Raw genomic sequence first — 13,442 nt, forward strand, 5'->3', positions numbered from 1 at the left:
TCAAGGCCACCTTTTAAAATTTAGAAGCTAAAAGGTATAGTTTCTTACGAATACCATCCATGGGACACTATAGCATTTGTGAGGTTTAAAGTAAAGGAAGACTTTTGGTGAGTTACTTAAGAAAAATCACTGTGCGCAGCGTTATTGTCAGATTATTTATAAACCAATTCTTAAATAATTATAAATTATTAGCACTCTCTATTGACGAGTGCTAAAAGCAGGTGTATAACATAGTTACAACAAGGGAACAAAAAGAAATGGTTCCCAAACCAAGCTGACTGGAGCACCAGTCACCAAACGGGTTTACAACAATATTACATATATAAGAGGAGGTAGTAATTATGTTAATGCCTAGTATTTTATCAAATGATTTTATGGATGATTTCTTCGAAGTACCACGAATGACAGGTTTTGGTCATCACTATGATCGCGATTTTGCACGTATGATGACAACAGATGTTAAGGAAACCGAGAATGCTTACACAGTAGATATGAACCTTCCAGGATTTGCTAAGGAAGATATTAAAGCAGAATTGAAGGATGGTTACCTCACAATCAAGGCTGAGACCAATCAGAACAACGACGAGAAGGATGATGATGGCAATTACATCCGCCGTGAGCGTTACACAGGTTCTTGCAGTCGAAGCTTCTATGTAGGTGATGCTGTAACACAGGACGACATCCACGCGGCATACAAAGACGGCGTCCTTACACTCAGCATTCCTAAGAAGGAAGCAATCCCACAGAAGGAAGAAACTCGTTACATAGCTATTGAAGGTTAACACCGTAGCAAAAGCGTATCATTATAAGATATGAGTAAAAGAGCCCCAGTTACGGCTACAAGCCTTAGATACTCTTTGTTGGACTACATGTCCTTACAAAGAGTACTAAGAGCTTGATGCCTACTGGGGCTCTTATTATATTTCGATTGCACGATTTATTTTACGTCGTAATATATACGCGACTCAGGTGGTACAGATTCGGTGATGAAGGTTGAGCCTCCGATGATTGAATCGTGTCCGATGACTGTATCTCCACCGAGAACTGACGCATTGGAGTATATTGTGACATTATCCTCTATAGTAGGGTGACGACGTACACCGCGAAGATTCTGACCACCTCTTGTGGAAAGAGCGCCAAGAGTAACACCCTGATAAATCTTTACATTCTTTCCTATGATGGTAGTCTCACCAACAACGATACCAGTGCCGTGATCGATGAAGAAATACTCTCCGATAGTGGCACCTGGGTGGATATCAATTCCTGTATTTGAATGAGCATACTCTGTCATGATACGTGGAATGATAGGCACCCCAAGAAGATAAAGCTCGTGGGCCAGTCTATAGATTGTAATTGCAAGAATTCCAGGATAAGCAAAAATGATTTCATCAATGCTTGTTGCTGCAGGGTCACCGTCATAAGCTGCAGAAAGATCTGTATCAAGCAAGGCTCTAACGTGAGGAATCCTCTTCAAGAACGCAAGCGAAAGCTCCTCTGCCTTCTGGCTGCACTCATCATCACAGCAGCCGCAGTAATCTGCGCTATAACAAAGAATAAGTGCAATCTGCTTGTTCAGATTGTAAACAACATCCTCCATGAGGGTATTCAAATTGGTCTCAACATTGTAAACCTTGTACACGTGATCACGATAATAGCCAGGGTACACGATTCTAAGAAGCTTCATTGTGATATCAATGATGCTGTCCTTATTTGGCTGATGGAAGGTATCCATCTTGTCAATGGCCCTGTCTGATTTATAGTCCTTAATCAATTCTTCGGTAATCTCAAGGATTTCCTGCTCTATTTTCTTGCCATCCATGTTATGACTTCTCCTAATCTTTCTTCATAGTTCTATTGAGTCATATTTTAACACATTCAATTATATTTTGCTAAAACAGAAAAAAATTGCCCACAATAAATGTCGGCAATTTTCTTAGCAGTTTTTCTTATCTATTTATCTTATACGTATATGCGGTATTATATGTCGCCACATAAAGTGTATCCCCAACAACCTCAATTTGCTCAGGGCCAGATTCAACCTTTATCTGTTCTACCTTCTCGCCTGTATTTTTATCAAGCAAGTACAGATAGTCTGGCTCTGCTGTAAAACCATATCCGCAAATGATAGTGTCATCTACTATCTGGAAATTTGACGCGTTGCTGACAAGAGGTTCACTTCTCCAAAGCACCTTATCGCTCGACATATCTATAGCTACTACATAAGATGACCATGGTTCCTCTGATGCATAGCCATTATGACCTAACGAAACATAGAGTACGCCATCCATTGCTTTTGCCCAGTGAATATACTGGCTGGAAGATGAATGCTCCTCTTCCTCATCAGGGCCGTTACAAAGAACTGATAAATCATAGGTACGTAAAAGTTCATTGGTCTCATAATCATAAAGGAATAATGTAGTGTATTCATATCCCCATTCACCACCAGCACCTGGTGCATAATAGTAGTTTCCATCACCATAGCTTAAGAAGGCTTCTTCAAAACCATTCTTTTCAGCCCAAACTGAAGTATCTAGCCAGTCAGATTTATCCTTACTTGTCTCAGTAAGAGTGATGTGTTTTTCTGCTGCAGGCTTTGCTTTATCACTTACATATCTGTGGAAGGTTGGGTTAGCAACTGTTAATCCTACAGGCTCATCATAAGTATAATAATCATCCTCTTCACCACTTGGTTCTGAAGGCTGTAGCTCTGTCATATCTGCAGTTTCAAACTTTACAATCGAGTCCAAATCCTGAGATTCTGGTCTGAACAAATCCTGTACAAGATTTGAAATCTCATCCTTAGTGAGCATTATATCCATTTCTCCAGTCTCATAGCTGGCAAGCTCATAGGCAGAAAAATAAATATGAATGCCCTCATCAGTGAGAATCCAGGAATATGAATTATCGTTCATCTTATCAGTGAAGACGTCTCCATCTCCACCAGCACAATAGCAAACATAATAGTTTTCTATTTCCTCTTTGTTCTCAGGATACTTTTCATATACCTTATCCTTAATCATTGAAGCCACCTGATTTTTATCTGTAATGACTTCCTTCAGATTCATAGTGTGACCGGTCTTCACATCTATATTGCAGGTGTTAGTGTAATGAACTGGATGCTCATTTCCGGAATAATAGCTGTCAGATAAAACATAAGAAAACATTATGTCATCTGCTCTGACAATGTCTACAGTAATATCTTCATTGTAATCATCTGTATTTTCGTCTCCAGACTCCAAAGCATATCTACCAAAGTCTGAAATCATCTCTTCTGAACTTTCCTGTCGCATCTGGTTCTCTTCATCCAGAGTGTTTTTCAAATTTGGATAAGCCTTTGCATACTCCTCTGAAATAAGAATCTCAGGATAAGAGCCATGGGCAAGTAACTTCCCATCCTGCTTTACCTCAAGAGGATGATTTACAACTGTCACACCAATTTTGCTATCAGAAACTTTCTCATCACCAAAAGAATTCTGGGTCGCACTGCAACCCAGAATTGAAAATGAACTAGCAAATATCAAAAGTCCTGCTATTATTTTCTTTTTCATTTAAAACTATTTCTCCTCAGTCTTTACGCTTACCTCAGCACCTGAGATATTTACGTTCTTGTTAACCTTTGCGTCGTAGGTGTTAGCTCTCATGATTTCTGTAAAGTCAACGCCTGTTGCCTCGCTCATGGTATCAAATACCTGCTTCATAACGATTGGCATGTTTGCTGAAATTCTAGCTGCTCCGCCTTCGCCGCCATCACCTGTCTCGTAGATGTTAATCTTGTCAATCTGTGAAAGTGGCTTAGCAATTTCAGATGCAATTTCAGGCATTACCTTAATCATCATCTCTGCCATAGCAGCGCCGTTGTATTTGCGGTATGCCTCAGCCTTCTTCTCCATTGCCTCAGCTTCTGCAAGACCCTTTGCCTTGATTGCCTCAGCCTCTGCCTTACCTTTTGCAGCGATACCAGCAGCCTCTGCATCATACTTAGCCTTGATACCAGCTGCTTCCTGCTCTGCTGCATACTTCTGAGCCTCTGCCTGTGCCTTCTTTGCATCAGCCTCACGCTCCTGCTCGTACTTAGCAGCCTCAGCCTTCTTCTGTCTCTGGATTAACTCTGCCTCAGCCTTCTTTTCTGCTGAGTACTTTTCTGCATCTGCCTGCTTCTCAATCTGAGCTGCAAGTTCCTGCTGCTTAACTACTACTTCCTTCTGCTTCAGTTCTGCCTCGCGCTCTGCCTTTGCAATCTGAGCATTTACAGTAGCAGCTTCAATTGTCTTCTTCTGTTCCTGCTCCTGGATTGAATAAGCTGCATCAGCGGCAGCCTTTGCTGTATCAGCCTCCTGCTTCAACTCTGCCTGCTTAATAGCAAGTGCGTTATTCTTCTCAGCGATTTCTGTCTGAGCTGTAACTCTGGCATCATTCGCTGCCTTGTCAGCCTCTGCCTGTGCGATAGCAACATCTCTGTCGGCCTGTGCCTTAGCGATTGCTGCATCCTTCTTAATCTTAGCTGTGTTGTCCATACCAAGATCATTGATAAGACCATTCTCATCAGTTACATTCTGGATGTTGCAAGAAAGGATCTCGATACCAAGCTTGCTCATATCGCGAGAAGCCTTCTCCATAACCTGATCGGAGAAGCTATCTCTGTCAGTGTTGATTACCTTAAGAGAAAGTGTACCGATAATCTCACGCATGTTACCTTGTAATGAATCCTGAAGGTCCTGAGTAATCTGCTCTGGATTCTTGTTCAGGAAGTTCTTTGCTGCAAGCTGGATAGATGAAGGGTCTGTACCGATTCTAACCTTTGCAACTGCATCAACATTTACATTGATGAAATCGTTTGTAGGTACTGACTGCTCTGTCTTGATATCTACTGTCATCTGTCCAAGATAAAGCTTATCAACTCGCTCGAAGAATGGGATTTTGATGCCTGCACGTCCAACAAGGATTCGTGGGTTCTTTCTAAGACCTGAAATAATAAAGGCTCTGTCTGGTGGTGCCTTTACGTAACCTGCTACGATGATTAATAGGAGCACTGCTATAAGTGCGATAATAGGGATAAGTTCCATATACATTTCCTCCTTCTGCGGCTAAGCCGCTGTAACTATCTCCTGATAGTTACATGATATAGCTACTCACTATATTTAAACATATCTGAGGTAGAAAGTTAAGACACTATATTCCTATTTTGCGGTAAAATAAAAGAGCTATCTAATAGGATGGGAAAGGCTACTTTTTTATTGGTGGGTGTGCTTTTCATTCTTTGCACTTTTACAGCTACAGTATGTATTGCTCAGACACACATTACCTTTTATTAATTCTCCATCAGAGCATATTCAGGAATAATTGCATGATTTTGGAATGAGCTTAGTGGAATAAAAAATGAGTTTTGCAATGTATATGTATGAGCCGCCATGGAAGGCGGCAATGTCATTTAGATAAGAACTTTAGGTTCTAATCCTAAAATCTATATTTTAGATCTTCTTTAAATCAGAGGTGAAATACCCTCTGATTTTTTTTGCTTTTTTCAAAAAAACACTTGACAAGATAGTCAAAAAATGTCGCCGCCCTTGATAATAAAACTTTTTTATGGAGGTGCTATCATGTCATTTACTGTTGCAGAAATTCATCAAAACTTATTCTCGATTATTTCGTCCTTGCTTGATCGTCGGGATGAATTCCTAAAAAATCCATCCTCTGATTTTACCAGAAAAAAGAAAATCTCATTTGAACAAACTATATTATTTCCTATGATTGCTGGAGCTGATAATGTGGCTTCAGAATTATTAAATATGTTCGGTGAAGAAGATTTACCCCTGCCTTCTGCTATGATTCAACGTCGCAATCAGATTAAAAAAGAAGCTTTTCAGGAACTGTTTTCTCTTTTTACCCAAAGTATTCCTAAAGATAAAAATTTTCATGGATATCAGCTCGTTGCCTGTGATGGCACTCGACTTAATCTTCCTTATAATCCAACGGATTTTGATACTTTAGTTGATAATGTAAAAGGACGAAAAAGTTTTAATCAAATTCATTTAAATGCTCTTTATGACATCATGAATGACATTTTTCTTGATATTGAAATTCAAGGGATGAAAGGAATGAATGAAAGAGATGCTTTCTGTAAATTTTTAGATAAGTGCTCACTATCAGAACAAAAAAGGATCTTCATTGCAGATCGAGGTTATGCAACTTTTAATATTTTTGCGCATGCAATTAACAATAATCAACTATTTTTGATTCGCATTAAGGAAAATGATGCTCTCGCCCTTTGCTGTAAAGACAAGCATGTGGTTGAGGATTGTCTTTTTGACGGGAATTTTACTATAAATATCGGACGTATACGCCATGGAAAAAATTGTAAATATGAAAACTATCATTTAATAAGAAAAGAATACCGTTATGATTTTATCGAGTATGGCGAAGATAAAGTGGATTTATTAAGACTTCGTGTTTTAAAATTTCCTCTTTCGTCTGGGGTGTCTGAATATATCGTAACTAATCTTCCTAGGGATGTATTTTCATTAGACACAATAAAAGAACTTTATAACTTAAGATGGGGTGAAGAAACGGCCTTTCGGTACTTAAAATATGCGGGAAATATGGTTCATATTCATTCGTTAAAATCAGATTTCTTAATCCAGGAAATATATGGGAAATTGACGCTATATAATTTTTCATCATGTATCGCAAATTCCATAACAAAAAGAGAAAGTGCAAGCAACACTTATACATACAACTTCAATCACTCACAGATACAGAAGTTTGTACGTCTTTACATAATTGGAGTAGTGAAGGATTTAGAGAAATTAATAAACAGATTCTTAGTACCAGTCCGACCGGGACGTAAATTCAAAAGAATAATACGTCGCCAGTCAGCTGTACCGTTATCCTACCGATAACTCAAAACAATTAAATACCTTTCAGTAGGCAGTCTCCCCAGACTGTCTGTTTGCCTTTTTCAAAAATAATATTTTTGACCGTAAACCCGAGAACTGGCTGTATTATGTTTTGAATCATCATGATTTTTATGATACTAAATTTTTTGTATTTTTGCTATCTAAATGACATTGGGAAGGCGGCTCAAGTGCGAAAGCAACACGATGTTGCATAAAGCACGGTGCATATACATACAAAACTCATTTTTTTTAATTCCACTTAGCAAATGGAGTATGAATGCAATTATCCTGAGTATGTCTGAGTGGAGAATTATTGATAATTCCAAGTGTCTGAGACTATACATACAGTAGCTTATAAGTGCAAAACCAATAAAAGCACACCCACAAAAGCTCAATTTGCAGGAAAAAGAAAATCCAGTGTTTTGCTCAAATGATGCAAGCTATGCTGGTGTGGGCAGGGGCATGCCAGGGGCAACCATATATTCTTGAATAGCCTTTCCCATCCAATAACTCACATATATCACTATTCTGTTCTACATACGCAAATAGTCTAGTCCCTTACGCACTTCATCAGGCACGACGCCTCCGTTCTTCTCGACTTTGTCTATCATAGTCTTAAGGTGGTTCAGTGCCTGTGAGCACTTTATTTCGTGGCGGGAAATCATCTGCTCGTACATCGGATGACTTGAAACCTTGGCACGGTATTCCTTGGAGAAGGTACAGTGCTTGTTCAGGATATTTCGCTCTGCCTTGTTCAGACGGATACTACCCTGGGCCTCAAAGTTAATCCAAATTGTATACTGCTTTGTGAAAGCCTCTCGCATATTGTTACGGGAAGACTTAAGCAGCGTCTTGACCTTCTCCTTGTTCTCTGCCGACAAGTCTTTGTTCTTGCGGTAGAAGGTGAAGTAATCGTAGAAATCGGATGTAAGGCACTCGGAGCCGATATCGTTCCAGCGTGAGCCCTGCTCCTTTCGGCATATTTCCCAACGGAAAGCGCCACAGCAGTAAATCATCAGTTTATCAAGATCATCGAAGGTGAACATCGGAAATACGAATCTACCAGGTGAATCAACCTTGATACCACCGCACTCCTGCCACATCATTGCACGCATTCCACAGTTTGGAAGAAGAATAATATCAGGGCCTACGCGCTTCAGGTATGACTCACTCTTTACGTTTGCCTCCATATCCGTGAAGAAGCCTTCACGAAGGAAAATCTGATAGTCTACACTCTCAATCTTTTCCATAGCTTCGGAAAGCTTGGTGTTAGTGAGAAGCATCCTCATTGGCTCTGCACCAAAATCCTCTTTTGTAAGAACTGGACAGAAGGATGACATCTTTCCTGAGGTGGTTCGGTTTGCAGAGATGAAGAAATTGTTCATCTCAAACTTCACCTTCTGCTCCTGGTCGTTCATCCAGGTTGGCATGTCTGCCTCTGAGATATTTCCAGCCTTGCGCTCTTCAAGCACGAAGCCTCGATAATCCAAATCCAGCTCATTTCTGCTAGGCTCCCTGTCTCCTGCATAGACTGCTCGAAGCCAGGTATATATCGTATATACGTTATCTGAACAGACCAGCGTATCCAATCGTTCCATTAAATCAGCCAGCTCATTCGTCAAATCGTCTCCCACAGCATCATAATCTATATATCCAAGATTCAAAAACATTCGAATGATTGTATCCAGCTCTCCACCATAGGCCTCGAACTCCAAGGCACGAAAGAAGGTCTTCTGATATATTTCATAGAACAAATCCACTGCCTTCTTACGAATCTTACGCTCGTTGTCTTCCTTTCCTTCACGGTCCGAAAGCTCAAGATATGCTCGAATCTGATTGTGATACTCCTCAACCTTATCCTCTTCAATTTCTGCAAACTCACAGATATGCTCAAAGGTCTGAGTAAACTCAGCCTGCTTCTGCATCTTCGCCTCGTCGAAAGATGCGGCAGTGGCAGCGAAGTCATGGCTATCGTACTCTTCCCAACGTTCCTTAATCAAAGCCTTGTCGTAAAGCCCTGACTGAGAAATAAACTTGTAAAGCATCTTCATCAGCTTTATGATAGCCTTTTGGTCTGCACCTCGCTGGGCAGCGTAAATCTGCAGGTTAAACACAAGCTCAAACATATCGCCCTTTTCAGAAGACAGTAAAATCGGCGCAAACTCCTCCAGATAAAAGCCCATGATTTCTGCACATTCAATTGCCCTCTTCATATAGCCACAGCTTATGCCAATAACACCATTTACAATTTCGGTGCGCTTGCCATAAATATTTTCAATTTCCTTATTATCAACAGAATTAAGGCTGTCAATGTAATCATGCTCCCACTTGAGGATTTCATTCTTAAGAGTAACTGGCTCCATCTCCTCAAGCATAGGAATCTCGCTTGGAGTCATGCCCACAGCACGGCACTGTTTGCGATACTCGCCACTTATTCCACGACAATAATCCGTGAAGTCATCTACCTTTTTCTTGTAGTCATCATAAATCTTGAAAACATCACGACACTGCCTGAATGAGCCCTTTGCAAAACCAAAGATATACACAGGCTGAGCCTTAAAAATTGCATCAAAATCGCCCATACTCTTGTATGGGCATTTTATAACTGTGCAGTCCTCTAGGACGGTATACTCCGCCTCGTATGTAAGATTAAGAGCGTCTGATAAACCCGCAACAGTCCCAGGGCCCAGCGTTAAATGCTGGCCCTTCCAGTTCTGGTCGATAGAGCCTTTCATGATTACATAGAGGCTATCCACAACATCGCCTTCACCTATTAACTTTTTACCTTTTTCGATGGTAATTGGTTCCAAAAGCGAGCCCTCATCCTATGAAGCAATCATTACTTCTTAAGTTCAAATTTATCAACTAATCCCTTCAATGAATTAGCATGCTCGTTCATCTCGTAGCTAAGTGCCAATGATTCCTCAGAGGTTGCAGCATTATTCTGTCCAACTGAAGAAATCTCGCTGATATTCGACTTCATTTCCTTTACAGAAATAGCCTGAGAATTTGAAGCCTCGGCAATTGTCTTCACCTTTTCAGCAATGCCCTGAACCTGGGCAACCATACCATTAAGCTTCTCTGCTGTATCATTGGCTATAGAAATGCCTTCCTCAACACTCTTAAGAGATGCATTGATAAGACCTGCGGTATTCTGAGCTGCCTCCACAGTCTGGCCTGCCAGCTGTGATACTTCTGTAGCAACAACTGCAAAGCCCTTGCCTGCTTCACCAGCACGGGCTGCCTCAATAGAAGCATTAAGTGAAAGCAGGTTTGTCTGGTCAGCAATTGCATTGATAGTATCGATAATCTTTGAAATCTCCTGTGAAGATGCTGAAATTGCATCCATTGCATTTACAACATCCTGCATTCGCTTGTTGCCTTCAACAATATTTTCTGCAACAACCTCAACCTCCTTTGAAATAGAGGTTGCATCCGTAGAATTGCTTGAAATCTGATCTGTGATTTCACCGACAGTAACAGACAGGTCATCAACGATATTTGCCTGTGATGTAACTGTATCTGCCAAATTCTGACCAGCGCTAGCAATCTGGTTTGCACCATCGGAAACCATCTGTGAAACCTCCATAATTTCTGTCATGGAGTCTGAAATCTGCTGTGAAAAGCTCTCGATTGCGACCTGAATTTCCTGGAAATCTCCATCAAAATTCCTGTCGAAGCTTATATTGAAATTGCCACTTGCCATAGTCTGCATGTTCTTTGCAATTTCGTCTATATAGCTTGAAAGAGATTCAACTGCTACCTTAAGCTGCCTTGCTACTCGTCCGATTTCATTGTCTGTTTCATAGTCGATATCAATATGAACATTGCCTTTTGCGATTTCAGCAGACGCATCAGCAAGGATATTTAAATCTGCCTCAATATGTTCAACCATCTCTTTACATTTCTTCTTGTTCATTACCGTGATAGCAATAAGTGCAAGCAAAAGAACAACAACTGATACCCCCATTACAACAAGAATCGTAATATACTTGCTCGTTGCTGCGGTCTCAGCAAGCTGTCCTGTCAAATCCAGTGAATCTGCTAGTGCTTCTGACACATCATTTAATGTCGAGTTGTAGTATTCAACTGCTCCAGCTGTATCGCCTGCCTCAACAAGAGAAAGCATTTCGAAGGATGCTGTCTCAAAATTCTTCCAGTTGGTGGTAAGCTGAGAACCTAGTTCTTCATTATTTAAATTCCCTGAGATTGTAGAAAAATACCCCTCTATCTTCGGGAAACGACCTTCCAAATCTTCCTTCTGTGCTGCGGTTACAGACTCGTCATTTGATGCAACTGCAAAAAGAAGTCGCTTATTTATTGTCTGAACATCCTTACGGATTTCCATCTGATACTTTTCAGTTACAAACTGAACATTATAGAAATTGTAGATATTATAGAAAATAATAACGAGAAAAACAAACATCACAAGTGATATTGTCCTCACCATCTGGATAGTAAAACCTGAGAATCCTCTCAAAGCTCCTGCAATTGTGTGTGAATCGTTTGCTTTTCTCATTTTGCCCCTCCCAAAAATAAAAACAGTTGGCCTCTTGTGTAATAATACACATAATTTAACAAGTTCATTATAAGACAATCCTTTAGGTGCCTTGGGCATTTTCACATAATTTTTGAAAAATGTTTAAAAATTTTTAATCAATATAGAGATTTACCTCAGATTTTGAAAAATCTATATAGAATTATAATAATTTGGACATACTTTGATGTTAAAACTTATATAACGTGAGTAATCTCCGGTACTATGTCTTAGAGGGTTATAAATGGAAAGACTGTTTTTAGCTTATTGGCCAAAGCTGATTTCTGCAGCTTGGTTCTCCATACTAAACTTAATGATGCTATACAAATACACAGGAAACAAACGGTATGCTGTGGAAAGAGCTGTCTCTGGATTCTTTGTTTCCAGTTCATTTGTATCTATAATCGGTGAGCAGATATGTATAGTAATCTATTCTTATCTCATACAAACTGCTGGCTTTAAGGATCCCTATAATTTTATCTTTATATTTTTAAACCTGATTGGCGATGTTGTTTTTATTTTCATTGGTGGAAACCTTTTTAGTTATTTCACAGGCTTAAAGAATTACCAAGGCGCCACAATTTACATGGAATTTGTATGCATAGAACGACTTTGCCTGGTTCTTGCTATATCATACTGGGGCTACGTTGTTCTATACTTTTTCTTCCAACTGGTGCTCTATCTTGTAACCAAGGATGATTTAGCTTATCTCTTCAAAGGCTCCAGCATTAATTGGCGCCGAGTCTTCATATATTTAATTGGACTTTTCTATATCCTTGATTTGCTCTATGCTGCATACTTCCTTTTCCCAGAGCTAGGAACCGATGTGCTCAATATCCAGAATGTAATGTGGCTTGATATGGTGGCAATTATCACCAGTGCCTTCGTGGCAGGCTTCTTCAAGATATCTATTTCTGAGGCTAGAGAACATGACCAAAAGATTTTCTATTTCGAGAAGCTTCAGAACAGTCAGGAAAAAATCATTGCAACTTTGGCGCAAATTTCCGAAGCAAAGTCATATGAAACTGGACAGCATGTACGAAGAGTTGGTGAATATAGTAAGCTTATTGGTAGTAAATTAGGCATGGATATGCTTGAGGTTGAAAATCTAAAGGTTGCCGCAATGATGCATGACCTGGGAAAACTCATGATTAGCCAGGATATCATTGGAAAACCTGGTAAGCTAACACCAGATGAGTATGAAGTTGTAAAAAAGCATGCGAAATATGGTTGGGAAATCCTCTCCAAGTCTGAAGGTGAAGTAATGGAAATGGCCAGCATTATTGCTTTACAGCATCACGAGCATTGGGATGGCAATGGATATCCAAGTGGATTAAAGGGCCGGGAAATATCAATCTATGCTCAGATTGTATCAGTCGCTGATGTGTTTGACGCTCTTACCAGCAAGCGCGCCTACAAGGACTCTTGGTCTATAGAGGACGCCAGAGCTGAAATCATAAATCAAAGAGGAAGGCAATTCTCACCAACTGTGGTGGACGCCTTCCTGGATTGCTTTGATATGATACGTACCATCAAAGATACGTATGCCGATGAATAAATTTAATTTGCCACAGTCTTCGCTGCTGGTTTAGGTGGCTCGTATGGCACCTCTACAGTATATGCGAATTTCTCTGGACCTGGCTCCTGGTAGCCTGGGGTAATGCTCAGGCACTTCTTAGGGCACTTCTCTGCGCAATATCCGCACTGGATGCAATCGAAGCGGTTAATGCTCCAAGTCTTACCTGCGCGGTCAACCTTAATTGCACCTGGTGGGCAGCTGCGCATGCACATGCCGCATAAAATGCAACTGTCTTTGTTAATATCTACATGACCTCTTGTGCGCTCAGGATATACGCGCTCCACAAATGGATATTGTGTAGTTGCTGGCGCAGAAAAGAGGTTCTTTATTACTTGTTTTGTAAATGGTAAAAACTGTCCCATATATATTATTCCTCCAAAAACACCTCATCCGTCAGCTTCGCTGACACCTTCCCCTCAAGGGGAAGGCTTTT

Annotated in this window: 9 protein-coding genes; 3 read left to right on the forward strand and 6 right to left on the reverse strand. The window is 40.3% G+C overall.

The window, feature by feature from the left end; translation table 11 throughout:
• Positions 1 to 341: 341 nt before the first annotated feature.
• A complete protein-coding gene (locus FXF36_RS06900; RefSeq protein WP_151623081.1) occupies positions 342 to 782 on the forward strand; it encodes an Hsp20/alpha crystallin family protein in 441 nt (146 codons plus the stop codon).
• A 155-nt stretch (positions 783 to 937) separates the two neighbouring features.
• Here the strand turns inward: FXF36_RS06900 and FXF36_RS06905 are convergent, their stop codons facing one another.
• The 3 genes from FXF36_RS06905 to FXF36_RS06915 all read right to left on the reverse strand — a co-directional run bounded on the left by FXF36_RS06905 (position 938) and on the right by FXF36_RS06915 (position 5,063).
• On the reverse strand, positions 938 to 1,819 hold the full coding sequence (locus tag FXF36_RS06905) for a serine O-acetyltransferase (protein WP_151623082.1): 882 nt from the start codon (positions 1,817 to 1,819) through the stop codon (positions 938 to 940).
• Between the two features lie 127 nt (positions 1,820 to 1,946).
• Entirely contained in the window at positions 1,947 to 3,548 is a 1,602-nt protein-coding gene (locus FXF36_RS06910) for a DUF3298 domain-containing protein (protein ID WP_151623083.1), read from the reverse strand.
• A 6-nt stretch (positions 3,549 to 3,554) separates the two neighbouring features.
• Positions 3,555 to 5,063 (reverse strand): flotillin family protein, encoded by a 1,509-nt coding sequence (locus FXF36_RS06915; protein ID WP_151623084.1) that lies wholly within the window; start codon positions 5,061 to 5,063, stop codon positions 3,555 to 3,557.
• Positions 5,064 to 5,597: 534 nt separating this feature from the next.
• Between FXF36_RS06915 and FXF36_RS06920 the strand changes: the two genes are divergently transcribed.
• Positions 5,598 to 6,896 (forward strand): IS4 family transposase, encoded by a 1,299-nt coding sequence (locus tag FXF36_RS06920; RefSeq protein WP_167511314.1) that lies wholly within the window; start codon positions 5,598 to 5,600, stop codon positions 6,894 to 6,896.
• A 530-nt stretch (positions 6,897 to 7,426) separates the two neighbouring features.
• On the opposite strand, the gene FXF36_RS06925 is transcribed toward FXF36_RS06920, so the two are convergent.
• Positions 7,427 to 9,703, reverse strand: a complete 2,277-nt coding sequence (locus FXF36_RS06925; protein WP_151623086.1) for a cyclic nucleotide-binding domain-containing protein — start codon at positions 9,701 to 9,703, stop codon at positions 7,427 to 7,429.
• A 29-nt stretch (positions 9,704 to 9,732) separates the two neighbouring features.
• Positions 9,733 to 11,412 carry a methyl-accepting chemotaxis protein gene (locus FXF36_RS06930; RefSeq protein WP_167511315.1) on the reverse strand — a complete coding sequence of 560 codons (1,680 nt, stop codon included), beginning with the start codon at positions 11,410 to 11,412 and terminating at the stop codon, positions 9,733 to 9,735.
• A 262-nt stretch (positions 11,413 to 11,674) separates the two neighbouring features.
• On the opposite strand from FXF36_RS06930, the gene FXF36_RS06935 reads away from it, so the two are divergent.
• The gene (locus FXF36_RS06935; protein ID WP_151623088.1) at positions 11,675 to 12,988 is read left to right on the forward strand and encodes an HD-GYP domain-containing protein; all 1,314 of its coding nucleotides are present in this window, start codon (positions 11,675 to 11,677) and stop codon (positions 12,986 to 12,988) included.
• A gap of 2 nt (positions 12,989 to 12,990) precedes the next feature.
• On the opposite strand, the gene FXF36_RS06940 is transcribed toward FXF36_RS06935, so the two are convergent.
• Positions 12,991 to 13,371: a 4Fe-4S binding protein gene (locus FXF36_RS06940; RefSeq protein ID WP_151623089.1), complete on the reverse strand. Its 381-nt coding sequence runs from the start codon at positions 13,369 to 13,371 to the stop codon at positions 12,991 to 12,993.
• Between the last annotated feature and the right edge of the window lie 71 nt (positions 13,372 to 13,442).

Source organism: Pseudobutyrivibrio xylanivorans (assembly GCF_008935055.1).
In the GTDB taxonomy this organism is placed as follows: domain Bacteria; phylum Bacillota; class Clostridia; order Lachnospirales; family Lachnospiraceae; genus Pseudobutyrivibrio; species Pseudobutyrivibrio xylanivorans_A.

Coding starts and splice junctions, on each gene's coding strand:
- FXF36_RS06930 (WP_167511315.1), bottom strand. CDS start 11,412: ATGAGAAAAGCAAACGATTCACACACAATTGCAGGAGCTTTGAGAGGA.
- FXF36_RS06940 (WP_151623089.1), bottom strand. CDS start 13,371: ATGGGACAGTTTTTACCATTTACAAAACAAGTAATAAAGAACCTCTTT.
- FXF36_RS06910 (WP_151623083.1), bottom strand. CDS start 3,548: ATGAAAAAGAAAATAATAGCAGGACTTTTGATATTTGCTAGTTCATTT.
- FXF36_RS06900 (WP_151623081.1), top strand. CDS start 342: ATGTTAATGCCTAGTATTTTATCAAATGATTTTATGGATGATTTCTTC.
- FXF36_RS06920 (WP_167511314.1), top strand. CDS start 5,598: ATGTCATTTACTGTTGCAGAAATTCATCAAAACTTATTCTCGATTATT.
- FXF36_RS06935 (WP_151623088.1), top strand. CDS start 11,675: ATGGAAAGACTGTTTTTAGCTTATTGGCCAAAGCTGATTTCTGCAGCT.
- FXF36_RS06915 (WP_151623084.1), bottom strand. CDS start 5,063: ATGGAACTTATCCCTATTATCGCACTTATAGCAGTGCTCCTATTAATC.
- FXF36_RS06905 (WP_151623082.1), bottom strand. CDS start 1,819: ATGGATGGCAAGAAAATAGAGCAGGAAATCCTTGAGATTACCGAAGAA.